The 20,284-nt window shown below is 64.9% G+C and carries 19 protein-coding genes; 15 read left to right on the forward strand and 4 right to left on the reverse strand.

Annotated features, from left to right (window positions below):
- Positions 1 to 74: 74 nt before the first annotated feature.
- On the reverse strand, positions 75 to 809 hold the full coding sequence (locus GM676_RS13905) for a fused MFS/spermidine synthase (RefSeq protein WP_229262677.1): 735 nt from the start codon (positions 807 to 809) through the stop codon (positions 75 to 77).
- 93 nt (positions 810 to 902) lie between these two features.
- On the opposite strand from GM676_RS13905, the gene GM676_RS13910 reads away from it, so the two are divergent.
- From GM676_RS13910 to GM676_RS13960, 11 genes are all read left to right on the forward strand, one after another.
- On the forward strand, positions 903 to 1,178 hold the full coding sequence (locus GM676_RS13910) for a hypothetical protein (RefSeq protein ID WP_155464201.1): 276 nt from the start codon (positions 903 to 905) through the stop codon (positions 1,176 to 1,178).
- A 14-nt stretch (positions 1,179 to 1,192) separates the two neighbouring features.
- Positions 1,193 to 2,362, forward strand: a complete 1,170-nt coding sequence (locus tag GM676_RS13915; protein ID WP_155464202.1) for a GGDEF domain-containing protein — start codon at positions 1,193 to 1,195, stop codon at positions 2,360 to 2,362.
- A 60-nt stretch (positions 2,363 to 2,422) separates the two neighbouring features.
- Positions 2,423 to 3,874 carry a Ppx/GppA phosphatase family protein gene (locus GM676_RS13920; protein WP_155464203.1) on the forward strand — a complete coding sequence of 484 codons (1,452 nt, stop codon included), beginning with the start codon at positions 2,423 to 2,425 and terminating at the stop codon, positions 3,872 to 3,874.
- 49 nt (positions 3,875 to 3,923) lie between these two features.
- Positions 3,924 to 4,661, forward strand: coding sequence for a substrate-binding periplasmic protein (locus tag GM676_RS13925; RefSeq protein ID WP_229262678.1), 738 nt, complete (start codon positions 3,924 to 3,926; stop codon positions 4,659 to 4,661).
- Between the two features lie 13 nt (positions 4,662 to 4,674).
- The gene (locus tag GM676_RS13930) at positions 4,675 to 7,305 is read left to right on the forward strand and encodes an ATP-binding protein (protein WP_371866229.1); all 2,631 of its coding nucleotides are present in this window, start codon (positions 4,675 to 4,677) and stop codon (positions 7,303 to 7,305) included.
- Positions 7,302 to 7,676, forward strand: a complete 375-nt coding sequence (locus GM676_RS13935) for a response regulator (protein ID WP_155464205.1) — start codon at positions 7,302 to 7,304, stop codon at positions 7,674 to 7,676. Before GM676_RS13930 ends, GM676_RS13935 begins: the two co-directional genes overlap by 4 nt.
- A gap of 38 nt (positions 7,677 to 7,714) precedes the next feature.
- Positions 7,715 to 8,230: a hypothetical protein gene (locus GM676_RS13940; RefSeq protein ID WP_155464206.1), complete on the forward strand. Its 516-nt coding sequence runs from the start codon at positions 7,715 to 7,717 to the stop codon at positions 8,228 to 8,230.
- Between the two features lie 6 nt (positions 8,231 to 8,236).
- Positions 8,237 to 9,802 carry a serine hydrolase gene (locus tag GM676_RS13945; RefSeq protein ID WP_155464207.1) on the forward strand — a complete coding sequence of 522 codons (1,566 nt, stop codon included), beginning with the start codon at positions 8,237 to 8,239 and terminating at the stop codon, positions 9,800 to 9,802.
- A gap of 97 nt (positions 9,803 to 9,899) precedes the next feature.
- A complete protein-coding gene (locus GM676_RS13950) occupies positions 9,900 to 10,670 on the forward strand; it encodes a GNAT family N-acetyltransferase (protein ID WP_155464208.1) in 771 nt (256 codons plus the stop codon).
- 57 nt (positions 10,671 to 10,727) lie between these two features.
- Positions 10,728 to 11,531, forward strand: a complete 804-nt coding sequence (gene fdhD / locus GM676_RS13955; protein ID WP_155464209.1) for a formate dehydrogenase accessory sulfurtransferase FdhD — start codon at positions 10,728 to 10,730, stop codon at positions 11,529 to 11,531.
- 42 nt (positions 11,532 to 11,573) lie between these two features.
- Complete coding sequence (locus GM676_RS13960) at positions 11,574 to 12,116, forward strand: DUF488 domain-containing protein (RefSeq protein WP_211923228.1); 543 nt, start codon at positions 11,574 to 11,576, stop codon at positions 12,114 to 12,116.
- Here the strand turns inward: GM676_RS13960 and GM676_RS13965 are convergent.
- Positions 12,073 to 14,388: an FdhF/YdeP family oxidoreductase gene (locus GM676_RS13965; RefSeq protein ID WP_155464211.1), complete on the reverse strand. Its 2,316-nt coding sequence runs from the start codon at positions 14,386 to 14,388 to the stop codon at positions 12,073 to 12,075. The two genes, GM676_RS13960 and GM676_RS13965, sit on opposite strands and share 44 nt — an antisense overlap.
- A 61-nt stretch (positions 14,389 to 14,449) precedes the next feature.
- On the opposite strand from GM676_RS13965, the gene GM676_RS13970 reads away from it, so the two are divergent.
- The 4 genes from GM676_RS13970 to GM676_RS13985 all read left to right on the forward strand — a co-directional run bounded on the left by GM676_RS13970 (position 14,450) and on the right by GM676_RS13985 (position 17,560).
- Positions 14,450 to 14,677 (forward strand): helix-turn-helix domain-containing protein, encoded by a 228-nt coding sequence (locus GM676_RS13970; protein ID WP_155464212.1) that lies wholly within the window; start codon positions 14,450 to 14,452, stop codon positions 14,675 to 14,677.
- A 78-nt stretch (positions 14,678 to 14,755) separates the two neighbouring features.
- The gene (locus GM676_RS13975) at positions 14,756 to 15,223 is read left to right on the forward strand and encodes a nuclear transport factor 2 family protein (RefSeq protein WP_155464213.1); all 468 of its coding nucleotides are present in this window, start codon (positions 14,756 to 14,758) and stop codon (positions 15,221 to 15,223) included.
- Positions 15,224 to 15,226: 3 nt separating this feature from the next.
- Positions 15,227 to 15,790: a TetR/AcrR family transcriptional regulator gene (locus GM676_RS13980; RefSeq protein WP_155464215.1), complete on the forward strand. Its 564-nt coding sequence runs from the start codon at positions 15,227 to 15,229 to the stop codon at positions 15,788 to 15,790.
- Positions 15,791 to 15,853: 63 nt separating this feature from the next.
- Positions 15,854 to 17,560: a putative bifunctional diguanylate cyclase/phosphodiesterase gene (locus tag GM676_RS13985; protein ID WP_170304295.1), complete on the forward strand. Its 1,707-nt coding sequence runs from the start codon at positions 15,854 to 15,856 to the stop codon at positions 17,558 to 17,560.
- Here GM676_RS13985 and GM676_RS13990 read toward each other — a convergent pair.
- Positions 17,557 to 18,729: a DUF1501 domain-containing protein gene (locus GM676_RS13990; protein ID WP_155464219.1), complete on the reverse strand. Its 1,173-nt coding sequence runs from the start codon at positions 18,727 to 18,729 to the stop codon at positions 17,557 to 17,559. The genes GM676_RS13985 and GM676_RS13990 overlap by 4 nt on opposite strands.
- A gap of 10 nt (positions 18,730 to 18,739) precedes the next feature.
- Positions 18,740 to 20,272, reverse strand: a complete 1,533-nt coding sequence (locus GM676_RS13995; protein ID WP_155464221.1) for a DUF1800 domain-containing protein — start codon at positions 20,270 to 20,272, stop codon at positions 18,740 to 18,742.
- Positions 20,273 to 20,284: the final 12 nt, after the last annotated feature.

Raw genomic sequence — 20,284 nt, forward strand, 5'->3', positions numbered from 1 at the left:
GACTGGCTTCTAGTGTGTCACAAAACATGCCTTGGCGACAGAGATCGTGCTAAATAACCACGTTCGGAAGCGGCTTACAGCCAGCGCATTTTCAGCACGATCCAGTGGGCCAGCAGCCGGTTCAGCAGGGGCAGGGCCAGGCCGTGGGTGCGGGCGATTTTTTGCTGCATGGCCAGCGCCGGCGAGGCGCCGCCGCCTTTCACCGCGAACAGGATGCGGTTGTTGCCGGCGATGCCGCGGAACCAGCAGATGCGGCCCTGGAAGGTCTGGCGCAGGCGGCGCAGCATGGCGCCGTAGTTGGGATCATAGCTGAAGATGTTGGTCACCATCACCCCGCCCGGGCGCAGCGCGCGCCGGCAGTCGGCATAGAAGACGGCGCTGCCCAGCGCCGGCGGCAGGCCGTCGGCGTCGAAGCCGTCCACCAGCAGCACATCGGCGCTGTTGTCCAGCTTGCGCATGTACTCGACGGCGTCGGCCTGGATCACGCGGAAGCGGGCGTTGTCGCGCGGGATGGCGAATTGCTCGCGCAGGGCGATCACCTCCGGATTCAGCTCCAGCACGGTGATACGGCACTGCGGCAAATAGCGGTAGCAAAACTTGGCCAGCGAGCCGCCGCCCAGCCCGACCATGACGATGTGCTCGGGCTGTGGGTGAAACAGCACAAAACACATCATGGCGCGCGCATAGCTGAGCACCAGATCGTCCGGGCGCGACAGGCGCATCTCGCTTTGCACCATGCCTGGCTGGAACTCCAGCAGGCGCTTGTTGCCTTGGGTCCGGACTTGCGGGCGGTGTAGGGGTGGCGTCAAGTTTTGTTGTATTGTGGATTTACCTAGGGAATCATAGTAGCATGGCGTTAGCACCGGCCAGCCCCTCCGGCGGCCCACTTGGAGAGAGATACGATGTTTTTAGACCACCCTACGCTTACCGCCACCAACAGCTTCACCGAACCGGACCGCCTGGAGCGCCTGACCCGCGTGTACGGCTACGTGGCGGCGCTGGCTGACCTGGCCGGCAAGCAGACGTTTATCGAGAAAGTCAGCCAGCTGCACGACCACAAGGGCACGCTGATCGTGTTCTGGCACGACAGCCCGACCGAGGACGAGAAAGCCTTCTTCACCCAAGCCTGGTCCAGCAAGATGGGCGACGGCAGTACCAATGTGGAACACGAGGTCTGATCCCGGCCGCGGTCATGGATATAAAAACCTTGCAGTTGGCGCTGGCGCTGGGCAATCTGAGCCTGTGCGCGGCGCTGTTCTTTTTTGGGCTGGAGGCACGCCGTAGCGGCAACCCCGCGCGCGTGCACGCCACCTGGGCCTGGGCCAAGCAATGCCAGGCGGTGGCCTGGCTGCTGTTGTATTTTCGCGGCGTCCTGCCGGATTTCCTGACCATTCCATTTGCCAACGCCGTGCTGTTCGCCGGCTTTGCGCTCGATGCGGCCGCCCTGTGGGAGCAGGCCGGCCGCCGCGTGTGGCGCTCGCATCTGCTGCCGGCGCTGGGCGTGGCCATCGGCATGTACGTCGGCGCCTGGCTGCTGCAAGCGCCGGCCGGCATGCGCATTGCCATCGCCTCAGGGGCGGCGGGCTTGTTCTTCGTGGCCGGCGCGGCCGCGCTGGGACGTGGCTGGAGCGGCGGCACGCCGCTGCGGCGCTACCTGGTGGTGACCATGCTGGCGCTGAGCGCGGCCGTGGTGCTGCGCGGCCTGTGGTCGCTGTTGCCGGAGGGCGTGAATGGCGTCAGCACGCTGGCGGTGCAGGGCGTGGGCGTCGGCGCGCTGTACTTGATGATGTTGAGCAATGCTTTCGGCTATCTGCTGCTGGCGCGCGAGCAGGCGCAGTCCGAACTGGCGCGGCTGGAAGTGGTCGATCCGCTGACCGATGTGCCGAACCGGCGCGGTTTCTACCAAGCGCTGACGCCGTGGATCGCGCTGGCGCGCCGCCCCGGCATGCCGACCGCGCTGATCATCCTCAACCTGGACCAGTTCAAGCGCGTCAACGACAGCTACGGCCATCCGGCCGGCGACATGGTGCTCAAGGCCATGGTCGACGTGTGCAAGAAGCAGCTGCGCGATTCCGACCAGATGGGCCGTTTGGGCGGGGCCGAATTCGCCATCCTGCTGCCGCGCACCTCGCTGGAAGATGCCAGCATGGTGGCGGAGCGTATCCGCAACGCCGTGGCGGCGTTGCCGGTCAAGGCCGAAAAAGCCATCATCAACATGACGGCCAGCCTGGGCGTGACCGTGATCCGCGCCGAGGACAGCACCGTCAGCCTGTTCAAGCGCGCCGACGAGGCGCTGCAAGCGGCCAAGCAGGGCGGCCGCAACCGCGTCGTCGAGTTGAGTCATCAAGCTGTCACAAATTGAGCTTATCGTGTTTATAATGATATAAATCGTTTAGTTTGATGAGTGTGGAGCCTTCGATATATGTATGCAGCAGTAGATTTGGGTTCCAACAGCTTTCGCCTCCATATCGGCAAGCATGATGGCGAAGCGATACGCGTCCTGAAATCCGTGCGCGAGCCGATCCGGCTGGCGGCGGGGCTGGACAAGGATGGCAATCTGACCCCGGCCGCCATGCAGGCGGCGCTGAATTGCCTGAAAAACTTCCGTACCGTGCTGGCCGCGTACAAGCTGGACGCGGTGCGCGTGGTCGCCACTTCCGCCATGCGGGTGGCGCGCAATTCGCATGCCTTCCTGCCGGAGGCCGAACTGGCCATCGGCTACCCGATCGAGATCATCTCCGGCGAGGAAGAGGGGCGCCTGATCTACATGGGCGTGGCACATGCGGTCAACCTGCCCGGCGAGCGCCGGCTGGTGATCGACATCGGCGGCGGTTCCACCGAGCTGATACTGGGACGCGGGCAGGAGATCGAGAAGGTCGAATCGTTCAGCGTCGGCACGGTCAAGCAAAGCCTGTCCTTCTTCATTGGCGGGCGGGTGGATGCGCCGTCGTTCGAAGCAGCCATTCTGTCGGCGCGCAGCCATTTCGAGGACGCGGCGCCGCCCTACCATCCGCAATTCTGGAAGCAGTGCTACGGTTCCTCCGGCACCGCGCGCACCATCGCCGACATCATCGTCAAGAATGGCCTGGGGCGCGAAGTGAATGGCCAGACCCTGAGCGCGCTCAAACAGCGCTTCATCGAATTCGGCCATGTCAGCAAGATCGACATGCCGGGCCTGAAGCCGGACCGCGCCTCCACCATCATCGGCGGGCTGGCGATCCTGATTGGCCTGGTGCGCGAGCTGGATATCCCGCTGGTGCAACCGATCGAGGCCGGGCTGCGCATGGGCGTGATGTGGGACTTGCACCTGCGCTCCACCAAGCGTGACCGCCGCGAGCAGTCGGTGCAGGCCTGCTTGCAGCGCTTCCACGTCGACGAGCGCCGCGCCAACCGCGTGGCCGACGACGCGCTGGCGCTGTATGCCCAGACCAAGCCGGCCACCGATCAATACAGCCGCCACCTGTACTGGAGCGCGCTGCTGCACGAGATGGGCATGGTGGTGTCGCACACCGGCTACCACAAGCACGCCGCCTACATCATCGAAAACGCCGACCTGCCGGGCTTCACGGCGCGCGAGCAGCGCACCATGAGCCGCCTGATCGTGGCCCACAAGGGCAATCTGCGCAAGGTGGCGGAGGTGCTGGAAGATCCCGATTTCGCCAAGGCCATCGTGGCGCTGCGGCTGGCGGTGCTGTTCATGCACTCGCGTATCGACATCGATTTCACCCAGATCAAGCTGCGCTTCAAGAGCCGCATCGAGCTGGAAATCCGCCGCGAATGGGTGGCCGAGCATCCGACCTTATCCTACTGGCTGGAGAAGGAGCAGGAGCAGTGGGACGAAGTCGGTGTAGACTTCGCTATCCGCACCAGTTGAAGAGGAACCCACCATGCGAAACAGGACGACATGCTATTGCGCTTGCATATTGCTAGTCCTGTCGTCGCCGGTTGCCGCCGCGCCCAGGGAAACCGTGACCCTGTGCTTTGAGGCGCAGGACGTCAAGCCTTGGCGCACCGAGAAGGGCGGCGGCCTCAATTTCGAGCTGCTTAAACTGGTCGAGCAGCGGCTCGACGTGCGTTTCGATTTCCAGAGCATTCCGTGGAAGCGCTGCCTGGCGCAATTGAAGGCCAATGCGGTCGATGGCGCGTTCGCGGTCAGCTACAAGCCGGACCGGCGCGAGCTGGGCGAATATCCGGGCGGCGAGAATCTCGACACCTCCAAGCGCATGCACACCGACACCTATGTGGTCCTGCGCCGCAAGGGCAGCAAGGTGGAATGGGACGGCAAGCATTTCAGCAATCTGGATGGTGCCATCGGTTTCCAGCTGGGCTACTCGGTGGGCGACGTGCTGCGCGCGCAAAACCTGGAAGTGGACGAGGGCAGCCAGCGCGCCGACGAATTGGCGCGCAAGCTGATCGCCGGGCGGCTGGCGGCAGCGGCGGTGGGCGGCAGCGACGCCGCCGGATTGATGCGCGGTCCGCTGGCGCCGCAGCTGGAGCAGCTGCCGGTGCCCATCATCGAAAAGCCGTACTTCCTGATCCTGTCGCACGCGCTGGTGGCCACCAGGCCGCAGCTGGCCACGCGCATCTGGAGTACCATGGAGCAGGCGCGCAATAGCCCCGACTACAAAAAGCTGGCGCAAGCCGAGGGGGTGCGTCATTGACGCCGGGGCCAAGGTGCTGAGCGACGGCGGCGGCCCGCTGTCGCAATTGCGGCTGGCCTGGCGGCGCAACATCCTGCTGCGGCTGGGCTTTGGCATCTTCCTGGCGGTGGCGATGTCCACCGCCATCTACACCACCTACGTGATGCGCACCCTGCGCAGCGAGGCCGAACAGAATCTGCGCGAACGCGCCGAGCGGCTGGCGGCGGTGCTGTCGCAGGCGCTGGCGCGGCCGCTGTTCGACATCAACAGCGCCGCCGTCTCCAGCGTGGTCGACGCCTCGGGCGCCACGCCGGAAGTGCTGGTGCTGCGCGTGCTGGGACCGAATGGTGCGGAGCTGGCCAGCTATGTGTCGCCGTTGAAGGAGCCGGTATCGTCCATCCATGTGCGGCGCGACATCCAGTTCAGCGACGCGCGCCGCAGTTATCCGGTCGGCTCGATCGACCTGGCGTACTCGCGCCAGCAGATGGACGCCGATTTGCAGCGCCAGATCGTCAACACGGTGGCGGCCAATCTGCTGCTGGCGCTGGGCATCGTGCTGTCGATCTTCATCGTCGGCCGGCGCGCGGCGCGGCCGTTCGCCGACATCCGCGTCGGGCTGGAAAAGCTGACGCGCGGCGAGACCGATATCAAGCTGTCCGGCCTGGGACGCGACGACCAGGTGGGGAGGCTGTCGCAGGCGGTGCTGCGCTTCCGCGATACGCTGACGCGCCTGCGCGACGCCGAGCGCGAACTGCGCGACCTGAATGCGGAACTGGAGCAGCGCATCAGCGCCCGTACGGCGGAACTGACCCGCAGCACGCAGCAGGCGCGCGACAGTCAGGCCAAACTGCAAACCATCGTCGATACGGCGCTGGACGCGGTGGTGCGCATGGACGTGGAAGGGCGCATCGTTGGCTGGAACAAGCAGGCCGAGACCATTTTCGGCTGGAAGCGCGAGGAGGCGCTGGGGCTGGATCTGGGCCAGACCATCATCCCGCCGCGCTTCCGCTATGAGCACAAGCGCGGCATCCAGCGCTACATGACCGGCGGCACCAGCGGGGTGCTGGATACCCGTATCGAGGTGTACGCCTTGCGCCGCAACGGCGAGGAATTCCCGATCGAGCTGTCGATCACGCAGGTGAAGACCGAGGAGCGCGACAGCTTCGAGTTCTGCGCCTTCATCCGCGACATCAGCGACCGGCGCGAGCGCGAGCAAAAGCTGGTGAACGCGAATGTGATGGCGGAGGCAGCCAATGTCGCCAAGTCCGAGTTCCTGGCCAATATGAGCCATGAAATCCGCACGCCGATGAGCGCCGTGATCGGCATGGCTTACCTGGCCCTGCGCACCGAGATGACCGCCAGGCAGCACGATTACATCAGCAAGATCCACCGCGCCGCACTGACGCTGCTGGGCATCATCAACGACATCCTGGACTTCTCCAAGATCGAGGCCGGGCGGCTGGAAGTGGAGGCGATTCCGTTCTCGCTGGAGGACGTGCTGGTCAACGTCAACAGCGTGACGGCGCAGCGCGCGGCCGAAAAGCGCCTGACCTTTGTGATCGGCATGGCGCCCGATGTGCCGCGCTATCTGGTCGGCGACCCGCTGCGGCTTGGTCAGGTGCTGATCAATCTGGTGAACAACGCGGTCAAGTTCACGCTGGAAGGCAAGCTGGAACTGCATTGCGCGCTGCATGGTGAGCGCAATGGCAAGGCGGTGGTGCGCTTCACCGTCAGCGATACCGGCATCGGCATGACGCCGCAGCAGAAATCGCGACTGTTCCGCGCCTTCAGTCAGGCCAATGGCTCGACCACGCGCCAGTATGGCGGCACCGGGCTGGGCCTGTCGATTTCGCAGCAGCTGGTGCGGCTGATGGGCGGGAATATCGAGGTGGAGAGCGAGGTGGATTGCGGCTCGGTGTTCCACTTCGACCTGCCGTTTGCCTTGTCCGATGCGGCCGCGCTGGCGGTGCAGACGGCACTGCACAGCGGTCCGGTGGGCGATCTGAAGCTGGAGGCCTCGCCGCGCCGCACGGCGCGCGTGCTGCTGGCCGAGGACAGTGCCGACAATCAGGACGTCACGCGCGAGCTGCTGGAGCTGCAAGGGCTGGACGTGGAAGTGGTGGCCGATGGCCGCGAGGCGGTCGAACGGCTGATGGAGGCCGGGCCGCGTGCCTACGATCTGGTGCTGATGGATCTGGGCATGCCGGTGATGGACGGCCACGAAGCCACGCGCCTGCTGCGGGTGGACAGCCGTTTCAGCGAACTGCCGATCATCGCCGTCACCTCCAACGCGCTGGCCGGCATGCGCGCGCGCTGCATCGAGGAGGGCATGCAGGATTATCTGACCAAGCCTATCGATCCGCAGCGCCTGTATGCCGTGCTGTCGCGCTGGCTGGGCGTATCGATGAAGGTGATCCCGCCGGTGCCGCCGCTGCCGGATGCCGGCGACGCCACCGATGCGCGCCAGGCCTTGCTGGATCTGGCGGCGCTGCTGGCGGAGTTCAGCGGCGAGAGCATGGATTATTTCGAGCGCGCGCAGGCTTCCCTGGCGGCGCTGTTGTCGCCGCAGGAGATGGCGCGGCTCAAGCATCATATGGAGCAGTATGAATTCCAGGCAGCCGGCAGGCTGCTGGCAGAAACGATCAGGAAAATGGAGACCTCATGAATAACAATAACCGCCGCACCGTGTTGATTGTCGACGACACGCCGGACAATATCACCCTGTTATCCACCCTGTTGAAGGACAAGTACAACACCAAGGTGGCCACCAGCGGCACCACCGCCTTGCAAATCGTGGCTTCCTCGAAGGTGGATTTGATCCTGCTGGATATCATGATGCCGGACGTGGACGGCATCGAGACCTGCCGCCGGCTCAAGGCCGATCCGGCCAGCGCGGCGATTCCGGTGGTATTTCTGACCGCGAAAAGCCAGAAAGAGGACGAGGCGCTGGGCCTCAGCGTCGGGGCTGCGGACTTTTTGCGCAAGCCGGTGAATCCGGATCAATTGTTCAGCCGCGTCGCCGCGCACCTGAAATGATATATACTGTTTATATTATTGATTAACCTGGAGTAGAAATGGCTACCAAAGCAGCCCCGAAAACCGCCGCAACCAAGACCGCCGCCAAGCCTGCCGCCGCCAAGCCAGCGCCAAAAACCGCCGCCAAACCGGCCACCCGCGCGACCGCCACCGCCAAATCGACCGCTCGCGCGCCCGCCGCCGTCAAGCCAGCGCCGAAAGCGGCACCGAAAGCTGCACCAAAGGCCGCGCCAAAAGCCGCACCGAAGGCTGCACCAAAGGCCGCACCTAAAGCTGCCGCCAAGCCAAAGGCCGCTCCTAAAGCCGCCCCGGTCGAAGCCAAGGTCAAGGCGCCAAAGGAAAAACTGGTACGCGACAGCTTCACCATGCCGGAGGCCGAATACGCGGTGCTGGGCCAGGTGAAGAAAACCGCCCTGAAAGCCGGCTTCGAAGTGAAAAAGAGCGAACTGCTGCGCGTCGGCGTCGCCCTGATCTCGCAAATCGACCTGGCCACCCTGAAAAAAGTGCTGGCCAGCCTGCCGCAGCTGAAAACCGGCCGTCCAAAAAAGGCCTGAGCCGTCATGCGTGATCTCGGCAGGAACGTCACGCTGGCCTTGCTGCTGGCGTTGGGCGGCGCCGCGCAGGCGGCGACCGCCGACCAGAAGCCGGCGGTCGTCGCCAGCGATGCGGTCTTGAGCCGTGAGCTGGATACCTTCATCGCCAGGGGCATGAAGGACTGGCAGATTCCCGGCCTGTCCATCGTGGTGGTGAACGGCAGGGGCGTGGTGTACGAAAAAGGCTTCGGCCTGCGCGAGATCGGCAAACCGGGCAAGGTCGACGCCCATACCATGTTCGGCATGATGTCGACCACCAAGGCCATGACCGCGCTGGCGCTGGCCATGCTGGTCGACGAGGGCAAGCTGGCCTGGGATGATCCGCTCGTCAAGCACCTGCCGGGATTGCGCCTGCCGAACGCCTACCTGACCGAGCATGCCACCGTGCGCGACGCGCTGCGTCATACCAGCGGCGTGCAGGACGCCGACTTCCTGTGGGCGCGCGAAGACATGAGCACCAGGGAAGTGATCCGGCGGCTGGAATATGTGCAGGCCACGGCGGCCCTGCGCTCGGACTTCGTCTATAACAACGTGATCTACCAGGTCGCGGGGCAGGTGATCGAGGCGGTTTCCGGCCAGCGCTGGCAAGACTTCATCACCACCCGCATCATGCAGCCGTTGGGCATGAGCGAGAGCGCGGCCACCATGACCGCGATGCTGGCCGCCGCGCCAGCCAACGTCTCCGTGCCGCACGCCGAAATCGACGGTGCCGTGCGCGCCATCGCCGACAGTTCGGTCGACACCGTGCCGGCCGCCGGCGCCGCCTGGTCGAACGCCCACGACGCCGGCAAATGGCTGGCCTTCCTGCTGGCCGATGGCAAGGCGGGCGGCAAGCAGCTGGTGAGCGAGGCCGGTTTCAAGGAACTATTTACGCCACAGGTGGCCATCCAGCGCGAGCAATTCGGCTACCCGACCACCGCGCTGACCAACTCGCACTTCACCTCCTACGGCCTGGGATGGTTCTTGCAGGATTATCGCGGCCAGTTCGTCGCCATGCACACCGGTAGCACCAACGGGCGTACCGCCATCGTCGGTCTGCTGCCGGATGCGAAAGTGGGCGTTTACGTGTTCGGCAACCTCGATCACGCGGAATTCCGCCATGCGCTGATGTGGAAAGTGCTGGACATGTACTCCGGCGCGCCGGCGCGCGACTGGAACGGCGAGGCGCTGGCCCTGTACGGTGGCCTGAAAAAGGAAAAACGCGCCAAACAGGAGGCCGAGGAGGCCAAACGCATCGCCGGCACCAAACCGAGCCACCCGCTGGGCGATTATGTCGGCACCTACCGCCACCAGGCATGGGGCGATGTCAGCGTGACGCTGGAGGGCGAAGGGCTGGTGCTGCGCATGGGCTCATCGCCGGAGATGGTGGGCCGCCTCGAACAGTGGCACTACGATACCTTCCGCGCCCGTCTGGGCACAGGGCTGGGCGGCTGGGACAAATTCGTGTTCGGCATGGCCAGCGACGGCAGCATCGCCTCGCTCCAATATGAAGACGCCAGCTTTACCCGGGTAGCGCCGGCGGCCGGGCATTAAAAAAAACAACATGTCATGAAAATGACATTTCACTGTCATTTTCTTGAAGTATTCGCTGGTTACGCTTGCTTTGTCTTCCACAATAAAGGGATGAAGCATGCAAACCTCGATCATACAAGCCGACGTCCGAGCAACGTCCGGCAAGCTGGTTCTCAGTATGGCAAGCACGCCGGAAGAACTGCGCGAAGTCCAGCGCCTGCGCTACAAGGTCTTTATCGAATCCATGGGTTTGAGCGCGCTGGAACGCGCCGACGGCCTGGACAGCGACGAATTCGACGAGCATTGCGATCACCTGATCGTGCGCGATGCCGATACCCTGATGGTGGTTGGCACCTACCGCCTGCTGAACGCCACCCGCGCCCGCAAACTGGGCCGCCTGTATTCCGAAGGCGAGTTCGATCTGGGCCGCCTGAACAACATCCGCGGCCGCATCGTGGAAGCGGGCCGCGCCTGCATTCACCCTGACTATCGCGGCGGCAGCGTGATCATGCTGCTGTGGTCCGGCCTGGCCGAGTACATGCGCCGCGAGAACGCCGAGTTCCTGGTCGGCTGCGCCAGCATCTCGCTGGCGGATGGTGGACACAATGCCGTCGCGGTGTATCAGCAACTGGCTGCCAAAAACCTGGCGCCGATCGAATACCGCGTAACGCCGCACCTGCCGTTCCCGTTCTCGAAACTGGAAGCGGCGCAGAAGCCGCAAGTGCCGGCGCTGTTGAAGGGTTATATGCGCTCGGGCGCCTGGATCTGCGGCGAACCGGCCTGGGACCCTGATTTCGAAAGCGCCGACCTGTTCCTGCTGATGCCTCTGGCGAATCTGGATGCGCGCTACGCCCGTCACTACGGCGTAGGCGAACTGCAAGCGGCTTGAACGCCTCCGCACCGCCCCGTGTAGAATAAGCCGTTGTGCTTATTCTGCGGGGCTGTGATGAAGTTGGAGCTGGAGTCGGACAAGGCGGGTTATCAGCAACGCCCGGTGACGCGCCATCGCGGTGCGGACGCCGCTGGCACCACCGACCGCGTGATCGAGGAAGCGCCGGTCGCGCTGGTATTCAATGGCATCTCGCATGCCGTCATGATGGTCACTCCGCGTGACCTGCAACCGTTTGCCATGGGCTTCGCGCTGACCGAGGGGTTGGTGGCCAAGCCGGCGGACGTATTCGACATCGAAGTGCGCGAACATGCGCGCAGCTTCGAAATCGACATCACCATCGCCACCGAAGACTTCGTGCAGCTCAAGCAGCAGCGCCGCTCGATGGCGGGGCGCAGCGGCTGCGGCGTGTGCGGCATCGAGAGTCTTGAACTGCTGGATTTGCAGCCGCCACGCATCGAAGCCGCGCCCTTGCGGACGGCGCTGCAACCGGCGATTGCCCGCGCCGCCGCCGAACTGGGACAGCATCAGGCCTTGCAACGCGCCACCGGCGGCGTGCACGCGGCGGCATGGTGCGGCGCGGATGGCGACGTGCTGCGCGTTTGTGAAGACGTCGGCCGGCACAACGCACTGGATAAACTGATCGGCCATCTGGCGCTGGATGGCGTCGACATGCAAAACGGCTTCGTCTTCATGTCCAGCCGCGCCAGTTATGAACTGGTACGCAAGGCCGCGCGCATGAACATCCCCATGCTGGCCACCATCTCCGCCCCCAGCACCCTCGCCATCGACATCGCCACCGAAGCGGGGTTGAAACTGGTGAGCTTCTGCCGCCAGGACGGCTGCGTCGAGTACACCTAGGGTTCGTGCGCTGCCCGGTCCGCGTCCATGCCAGAATGGGGCATGGAACTTGTCTGCACCATTGGCCATTCGAACCGCGGCATCGAGGATTTCATCGGGCTGCTGCGGCAGAATGGTATCGCCTGTCTGATCGATATCCGGACGGTGCCGAAGTCGCGCCATAACCCGCAGTTCGGGCAAGATCAGCTTTCGGCCTCGCTGGCTGAGGCGGGGATTGAATATCGCTACCTGCGCGGTCTGGGCGGCTTGCGGCGCGCGCACAAGGATTCGCCCAATGGCGGTTGGCGCAATCTGTCATTTCGCGGCTACGCCGATTACATGCAGACCGGGGAATTTGCGGAAAATGTCGAGCAGGTGGTGGCGCTGGGCCAGACCAAATGCTGCGCGCTGATGTGCGCGGAGGCGGTGCCGTGGCGTTGTCACCGCTCGCTGGTGGCGGATGCCTTGCTGGTGCGTGGCGTGCTGGTCGACGATATCATCGACGCGCGCCAGCGGCGTCCGCATAAACTGACGCCCTTCGCACGCGTCGACGGCTTGCGTATTACGTATCCGCCTGAGCCGAACGCTCCAGCAGCACCGGAATAGACTTGGAGGTCGGCGTGCCGGCGCCGTCGGCGGTGCTGTGCAGCGGCACCAGGCCGTTGGTCTCGGGGAAGTAGGCGCCCAGGCAGCCGCGCGGGATGTCGTATTCCACCAGCAGGAAACGCTCGGCGCGGCGCGTGACGTTGTCGTCCCACACGCTCACCAGGTCCACGTATTCGCCATTCCTCAGGCCCAGCATCGCCAGGTCATCCTGGTTGATGAAGACCACGCGGCGCAGGCCGAATACGCCGCGATAGCGGTCGTCCAGGCCGTAGATGGTGGTGTTGTACTGATCGTGCGAACGGGCGGTCATCAGCACCATCAGGCGCTCGCCATGCAGGGCGCGGGCGCGGTGGATCGGCGTGTCCAGATCCACCGCGTGCGGCACGAACTGGGCGCGGCCGCTGGCGGTGCGCCATTCGCGCTCGCGCGAGGCCACGCGCAGGTGGAAGCCGCCCGGATGCGCGACGCGCGCATTGAAGTCGTGGAAGTCGTCGAACACTTTTTCAATCAGCTCGCGGATGGCGGCGTAGTCGGCGCCGAGCGCCAGCCAGTCCACCTTGCCGCTGCCCAGCGTGGCGTGCGCCAGCTTCGCCACGATCGCGGTTTCCGACAGCAGCTTGTCCGAGGCCGGCTTGTTCATGCCGAACGACAGGTGCACCATGCTCATCGAGTCTTCCACCGTCACGCCTTGCGGCACGCCGTTTTGCAGGTCGATCTCGGTGCGGCCCAGCGTTGGCAGGATCAGTGCCTCCTTGCCCAGCACCAGATGGCTGCGATTCAGCTTGGTGGCGACGTGCACGGTCAGCGCGCATTGGCGCAGCGCCTCGAAGGTGAGGGCGGTGTCCGGCGTGGCCATCGCAAAATTCCCGCCCATGCCGATGAACACTTTGACGCGGCCATCCAGCATGGCCTGGATGCTGTCCACCGTGTCCAGCCCATGTTCGCGCGGCGGTTCGAAATTGAATACTTTTTGCAGGCGGTCGAGGAAGGCCTTGGTCGGCTTTTCCTCGATGCCCATGGTGCGGTCGCCCTGCACGTTGGAGTGGCCGCGCACCGGGCACAGGCCCGCGCCCTTGCGGCCGATCTGGCCGCGCATCATCATCAGGTTGGACAGCATCTGGATGGTCTTGAGCGCGCCCTTGTGCTGGGTCAGGCCCATGCCCCAGGTGCTGATGACGTTCCTGCCCTTGATGTAGATGTCGGTCAACTGCTCGATCTGTTCGCGCGGCACACCGGATTCCTGTAGCAGCACGTCCCAGCTCTCGGCGCGCAGGTCGGCTTCAAACGCGGGGTAGCCGCTGGTGTGGCGTTCGATGAATTCGCGGTCCAGCAGGCCGGCCTGGCCGGCCGCCAGCGCTTCGTCGTCGCGCTCCACCAGCCGCTTGGCCATGGCCTTGATCAGGGCGAAGTCGCCGGCCAGCTTGGGCTGGATGAACAGCGAGGCGATATGCGTGGTCGATCCGGTCAGCATTTCCAGCGCGTGCGCCGGGGAGGTGAAGCGTTCCAGGCCGCGCTCGCGCAGCGGATTGATCGAGACAATGGTGGCGCCGCGGCGCGCGCAATCGCGCAATTCGCCCATCATGCGCGGATGGTTGGTGGCCGGGTTCTGGCCGAAGATCAGCAGGGTGTCGGCGTGCTCGAAATCCTCCAGCGTGACCGTGCCCTTGCCGATGCCCACCGTGCCCGGCAGGCCGCGGCTGGTCGGCTCGTGGCACATATTCGAGCAGTCCGGGAAATTGTTGGTGCCGTACATGCGCACGAACAGCTGGAACAGGAAGGCCGCCTCGTTGCCGGTGCGGCCGGAGGTGTAGAAGGTGGCCGCGTCGGGCGAGGGCAGGGCCTGCAGATGGCGCGCCATCAGCGCGAAGGCCTGGTCCCACTCGATCGCCTGGTATTTGTCGCTGGCGGCGTCGTAGACCATGGGATCGGTCAGGCGGCCGTGCTGTTCCAGTTCGTAGTCCGATTGCTCCAGCAGTTCGGTGACGGTGTGGGCGGCAAAGAAGGCCGGCGTCACGCGCTTGCTGGTGGCCTCGGCCGCCACCGCCTTGACGCCGTTCTCGCAGAACTCAAAGGTGGACGCGTGCTCGCGGTCCGGCCAGGCGCAGCCCGGGCAGTCGAAACCATCCGGCTGGTTTTGCTTGAGCAGGGTCTTGTAATTGCCGCCGGCGACGCGCTCGCGCACCAGGTTGATGGCCACCTGTTTCAATGCTCCCCAGCCGGCGGCCGGATGGGTGTAAGGTTCGATGTGGCCGGTTTCGGGCTTTTTGTTCATGTTGCGGTCCGGTAATATTTTCTGCGAGTATATTGCATTTTCAACTAAGTGATGTGTCCCCATGGATGATGAGGTGATGGCCGCCCTGGCCGCCTTGCTGGAGGCGCTGGCCAGGATCGAAGCCGAGTGGCCGGACAAGCCGTGCTCGCTGGCCAGGCTGAGCAAGCGGGCTGGCCTGCCGATGAGTGTACTGCGCCGCCAGCTCACTTTGCTGGAGGAGGCCGGCTTGGTCGGGTTGGACCTGGACGACGGCGGCGTCACCGGCACGGTCCGGCTCATCCGCGATTAAAAAATTTTGCTTGCATCCGCGCCGCCAGCGGTTTAAAGTGATTGTACCGTTTGGTACAACTTAAAAAAGGAAATCATCATGAGCCGTCCCCCACTGCCGCCGTTCACCCTTGAAACCGCCGCCCGGAAAGTCCGCGCCGCCGAAGATGGCTGGAACAGCCGCAACCCAGAACAGGTGGCGCTGGCCTACACCGAGGATTGCTACTGGCGCAATCGCGGCGAATTCGTCACCGGCCGCGCCGACATCATCGGCCTGCTCAAGCGCAAATGGACGCGCGAGTTGGAGTACCGCCTGATCAAGGAATTGTGGGCGCACGACGGCAACCGCATTGCAGTCCGCTTCGCCTACGAATACCATGACGATTCCGGCCAGTGGTACCGCGCCTACGGCAACGAGAACTGGGAGTTCGCGCAAGACGGCCTGATGCAGCGCCGCCTGGCCAGCATCAATGAACACCCGATCGCCGCCGCCGACCGCAAGTTCCACTGGGATATCAACGCCCCGCGCCCGGCTGACCATCCGGGATTAAGCGATTTTGGTTTCTGAAACATGCCACGAGTAATGGGAGAGCGGCGCGACGTCGTGCCGCTGTTGGCCGAAGTGTTCCGTACCTACGGTTTTGAAGGCGCCAGCCTGGCGCGCATCAGCGAGGGGACGGGCCTGGGCAAGGGCAGCATGTATAACTTTTTCCCCGGGGGGAAGGAGGAGATGGCGGACGCCGTGCTGTCCGAGATCGACGACTGGTTCCGCCGGCAGGTGTTCCAGCCGCTGCGCGACGCGGCCGACGTCAGCCAGGGCGTGGCCGACATGTTCACCGCCGTCGGCCGCTATTTCCTTTCCGGCCGCAAGGTGTGCCTGGTGGGTGTGTTCGCGCTGGGCCATGAGCGCGACCGTTTTGCCGTCAAGGTGCAAGCGTATTTTGCCGAGTGGGTGCAGGCGCTGGCGTCCGCCCTGCGGCGCGGCGGCCACGACGCCGCCGGCGCGGCCGCGCTGGCCGAGGATGTGGTGGGCGGCATCCAGGGCGCGCTGGTGCTGGCGCGCGCGGCCGACGAGCCCGAGTTGTTCATGCGCGCGCTGCAACGCATGCGGCAGCGTCTGCTGGCTGCCGGGTGAACTCAGCGGCGCAGGTCCGGTCTAACCAGTTTAGACCAAGCGGGCACCGCCATGACTCCACCTTTGACCAACTTAATCACCCCCGGTCTTGCCCCGGATATCCTGCTGCGGCAGATTTATCTGAATGTGCGGGATTTCGCTATTTTCACCATGGATGCGGATGGCAAGATCAACAGCTGGAACATCGGCGCCGAGCTGATCTTCGGTTATACGCCGGAAGAGATCATCGGCCAGGACGTGGGCGGACTGTTTACCGTCAGCGATGAAAGCGATGGCGAGCACCGGCTGGAAATGGCGCAGGCCGGCCAGTACGATCGCGCCGCCGATTACCGCTGGCACAGGCGCAAGGACCAGTCGCACTTCTGGGCCGACGGCGTGCTCACGCCCATCCGCGACGCCGGCGGCGAGATCATCGGCTATCTGAAAATGCTGCGCGACATCACCGAGCGCAAATTGGCGCAGGATGAGATGCGCCGCCTCGCCACCATCGATGTGCTGACCGGGCTGGCCAACCGCGCCGCCTTCGACGCGCGCCGCTCGGAGATGGTGTCGCTGGCCGAGCGCAGCGGCCAGCTGCTGCTGTTGCTGATGGTCGACCTGGACCAGTTCAAGGAGGTCAACGACGCGCTGGGCCACCAGGCCGGCGATCAGCTGCTGCAACAGGCGGCGCGCCGCATCCGCGCCGTCAGCCGCGAGAGCGACTACGTGGCGCGCCTCGGCGGCGACGAGTTCGCGCTGCTGCAACTGCATGTGCCGTCGCCGTCCAGCGGCGGCGTGCTGGCGGAAAAGCTGCTGCATGAATTGGCCCTGCCTTTCGTGATCAACGGCCGCGAGGTCAAGATCAGCGCCAGCATCGGCATCGCCGTCTGCCCGGTGGACGCCACCACGCCCGACACCCTGCTCAAGAAGGCGGATCTGGCGCTGTACCACGCCAAAAACGCCGGGCGCAACCGCTTCCACTACTACACCGAGGAGCTGGACGAGGTGGCGCACCGCAAGAACGCCGACCACAATGAACTACGGCGCGTGCTGCACAACGGCAGCTACTGGATGGAGTACCAGCCCATCCTGGCGGCCGATGGCCGCGTGATTGCCGTGGAGGCGCTGCTGCGCCTGCCGGGCTTCCTTGGCCAGCAGCCGGTGGAGTACGTGATCAGCCTGGCCGGCGAGCTGGGACTGCTGCCAGAGCTGGGCAAAGGCGTGATCTGGCGCGCCTGCGCGCAATTGCGGTGCTGGCTGGATGCCGGCATCAGCGGCGTGCGCATCTGCATCAACACCTGCGCCAGGGAGTTGCAAAGCGCCGATTACCTGACTCAGCTCGATACCGTGCTCGGCGCGTTCCAGCTGCCGGCGGAAGCGGTGGAGGTGGAGTTGACCGAGCGCGACGCCATCGAGCTGGAACGCAGCGGCAGCCAGATCATCGAGCACTTGCGCGCGCGCGGCATCATGGTGGCGCTGGACGATTTTGGCACCGGCTATTCCTCGCTCAGCTATCTGCGCGCGCTGCCGGTCAGCACCATCAAGCTGGACAAGAGTTTCCTGCGTGACGTGCCGAGCAGCGACGATGCCAATGCCGTGGTCAAGATGGTGATCAAGTTGGCGCAGGACCTGCGCCTGAACGTGATCGCGGAAGGGGTGGAAAGCGCGGAGCAGGCGGTGTTCCTGAGTGACTCTGGCTGCGGCGCCTTCCAGGGGTTCTTGTACACGCCGGCGCTGGCGGTGGACGACGCCACCACCTGGTTGCACCAGCACGGCGCCGGCCGGCGCTAAACCAGCCCGAGGTCGCGTCCCGGCGTGCCGAAGATTTTTTCCACTTGTCCGGCATTCAGCCCGTACATGCGCGCCAGCAGGCCGCCGAACAGGGCGCGGTATTCGTTCAGCACCGGGTAGTCGCGGTTCTGGAACAGCGTGGGCTGCTCCAGCCGCACCTGCTCGCCGCGCACCTTGCCGCCGTTGATGCCGCCGCCCAGCACCCAGTACACGCTGCCGTGGCCATGGTCGGTGCCGCGATTGCCGTTCTCGCGGAAGGTGCGGCCGAATTCACTCACCACGATCACCACCGTATCCTTCCAGTCCGGCCCCATCTCCTGCGCGAAGCCGGCCAGGCCCTTGCCCAGTTCTTCCAGCCGGTTGGCGAGGTAGCCGCTGGCGTTACCCTGGCCGACGTGGGTGTCCCAGCCGCCGACGTCGACGAAGCCGATGTTGTAGCGCTCCTTCATCACGCGGGCGATGCGGCGCGCTTCCAGCTCGAAGCCCTTGGCGGTGATGGCGTTGCGGTTGGCGGCATCCATCTCGCCGATCATGTCCTTCATGACGTCTTCGCGCACGGTGAAGCCATCGCGCACCGGCTGCGCCAGCGCGGTGCCCTGGTACATGGCGGCGATCATCCTGGCCTGGCGCGCGTCGACCGCCGGCTTGGCGACGTTGCGCAGCGCGGTGTTGGGCACTTGCAGGCCGCCTTGCATGATCAGCGGCAGCTGGTCGGTGAAGGAGATGGCGCTGGCGCGGTCTGCGTTCAGCGTGGCCGCAAGGCGGTTGAGGAAGCCGGAGCGGTAGTCGCGCTTGCGGTCCAATGCCTGTCCGAGTTCGATGCTGTCCTGCGTTTCAAAGTGACTGCGCGACAGGTCTTCGGTGCCGGCAAACGGCACGAAGGCCGCTTCGCCAGCCGTGAACAGCGGATGAATGGTGTCGCGCAGGGCGGGGTGCAGGCCCCAGTTGGCATCCAGCGGCAGCGCCGTGCTTTTGGCGATGGCGATGTTGGGCCGTACCTCGTAGTAGTACTGGCTGGAGATGGGCACCAGCAGGCTGGCCGCATCGTAGCCGCCGCGCATGAAGACGAACAGCAGGCGCGTTTTGCTGGCCGGGGCGGCCCACAGCTGGCCGGCGCAGGCGGCCGCCGGCAACGCGGCCAGTGATTTGAGCAGGGTGCGGCGTTTCATGGTGCTTCTCCTAGCGGTGCATCATTTCCGGCGACGACAGGAACAAGGTGTTCCATTCCTGCGGCGAGGTGGCTTGTTCCAGCGCCTGCTGCGTGGCCGGCGCCAGCGCGGTTTTCAGCGACTGGTAGTACAGCGCGTTTTGCAGCTGCGGGAAGGCCGGCTTTTCCAGCGGCTGCGCGCCCTCGCTCTTGAACAGGCCTGCCGCGCCGCCGCCGATGGCTTTGGCGATTTCGAAGCGGGTGGTCATCTGGCCCGGACTGGCCCAGCCGGATTCGGTGAGCGGGTAGCCGTCCGGCGTCTGGCGGCCGTACAGCGGTTCGGCCATGCGATTGAGCCAGTTCAGCATCGGGCCGGTGTTGAGGATGACTTTATCGTCGTAGGTCAGGCGCACGGCGGACACCACGTAGTGCACCGGGTCCTTGAATTTATGGCCCAGCGATTGCGTGAACTCGGGAGAGGTGAACATCAGGCGCAGCACGGCGGCGATATCGCCGTCGCTGGACTGGAAGCGCGCGGCCATGCGTTCCACCAGCTGCGGCGGCGGTTCGTCGGCCACGAAGTAGACCGCCAGCTTGCGGCTGACGTAGCGCGCGGTGGCGGGATGGCGGCACAGGCGGTCCAGCGCTTCATCCACCTCGGCCAGGCCGCGGCCTTTCACCGGCTGGCCGAGGAACACCTTGTCGCCGTAGTCGTGGCGGTTGGGGTTGAACTCGAACAGGCCGTGGCGCAGGTACTGGTCCTGCTTGTCCTTGCGGACGTTGGGCGTCTTGTCGGTGAGGTTGACGCCAACGCCGGTGAGGATGCGCGCCAGCTGCTGCACGTCGTTCTGCGAGTAGCCGCCGTCCACGCCCAGCGTGTGCAGCTCCATGATTTCGCGCGCGTAGTTTTCGTTGATACGGTTGGCGGCATTCTGTTCGTTGTCCAGGTAGCGGATCATGGCCGGATGGCGCAGCGTGGCCGCCAGCAGATCACGGAACTTGCCCAGCGCGCGCGGGCGGATGGCCTGTTCTTCGTAGTCGCTCACCAGCACCCGCAGATTGCTCTTGCCTTGATGGACGCTGAAGTGATTCATCCAGAACCAGGTCATCTGTTCTTGCAACTGGTTGGGCGAGTACAGGTCGCGCAGCAGCGAGCGGGTGGCTGCTTCTTTCGCCAGGCGGTTCAGCTCCTGCTGGTAGGCGCGTTGCGCGGCTTTTTTGGCGTCGTCGTCGACCATGGCCTTGTCGTAATCGCGGCGCTGCTGTTCCAGTTCCTGCACCAGCTGCGGCAAGGGCTTTTGCGAGATGGTCATGGCATCGATCTGGGCCTGGGCGGCGGCCGGCAGCACGGCCGGACCGGGACGCAGCTGTTGTTCCAGCCAGGCGTCATAGCCGATCTTCTCGGCCTGCCGATAGGTCGTCAGGTTGACGCCCCAACTGACGCGGTCCAGCGCGCGGCTGAGGGTCACCGGGTCCGCCGGCGGCGCCGGTGGCGTGGGCGTGGCGGCGCAACCGGCCAGCAGCAGCAAGGCCGCCACGCAGCGAACGATAGGAAGAGTATGCATAGCTTGCAGCAT

The organism is Duganella radicis (assembly GCF_009720825.1).
GTDB lineage: Bacteria > Pseudomonadota > Gammaproteobacteria > Burkholderiales > Burkholderiaceae_D > Rugamonas > Rugamonas radicis.

Coding starts and splice junctions, on each gene's coding strand:
- GM676_RS13910 (WP_155464201.1), top strand. CDS start 903: ATGTTTTTAGACCACCCTACGCTTACCGCCACCAACAGCTTCACCGAA.
- GM676_RS13915 (WP_155464202.1), top strand. CDS start 1,193: ATGGATATAAAAACCTTGCAGTTGGCGCTGGCGCTGGGCAATCTGAGC.
- GM676_RS13920 (WP_155464203.1), top strand. CDS start 2,423: ATGTATGCAGCAGTAGATTTGGGTTCCAACAGCTTTCGCCTCCATATC.
- GM676_RS13935 (WP_155464205.1), top strand. CDS start 7,302: ATGAATAACAATAACCGCCGCACCGTGTTGATTGTCGACGACACGCCG.
- GM676_RS13940 (WP_155464206.1), top strand. CDS start 7,715: ATGGCTACCAAAGCAGCCCCGAAAACCGCCGCAACCAAGACCGCCGCC.
- GM676_RS13945 (WP_155464207.1), top strand. CDS start 8,237: ATGCGTGATCTCGGCAGGAACGTCACGCTGGCCTTGCTGCTGGCGTTG.
- GM676_RS13950 (WP_155464208.1), top strand. CDS start 9,900: ATGCAAACCTCGATCATACAAGCCGACGTCCGAGCAACGTCCGGCAAG.
- fdhD (WP_155464209.1), top strand. CDS start 10,728: ATGAAGTTGGAGCTGGAGTCGGACAAGGCGGGTTATCAGCAACGCCCG.
- GM676_RS13960 (WP_211923228.1), top strand. CDS start 11,574: ATGGAACTTGTCTGCACCATTGGCCATTCGAACCGCGGCATCGAGGAT.
- GM676_RS13965 (WP_155464211.1), bottom strand. CDS start 14,388: ATGAACAAAAAGCCCGAAACCGGCCACATCGAACCTTACACCCATCCG.
- GM676_RS13970 (WP_155464212.1), top strand. CDS start 14,450: ATGGATGATGAGGTGATGGCCGCCCTGGCCGCCTTGCTGGAGGCGCTG.
- GM676_RS13975 (WP_155464213.1), top strand. CDS start 14,756: ATGAGCCGTCCCCCACTGCCGCCGTTCACCCTTGAAACCGCCGCCCGG.
- GM676_RS13980 (WP_155464215.1), top strand. CDS start 15,227: ATGCCACGAGTAATGGGAGAGCGGCGCGACGTCGTGCCGCTGTTGGCC.
- GM676_RS13990 (WP_155464219.1), bottom strand. CDS start 18,729: ATGAAACGCCGCACCCTGCTCAAATCACTGGCCGCGTTGCCGGCGGCC.
- GM676_RS13995 (WP_155464221.1), bottom strand. CDS start 20,272: ATGCATACTCTTCCTATCGTTCGCTGCGTGGCGGCCTTGCTGCTGCTG.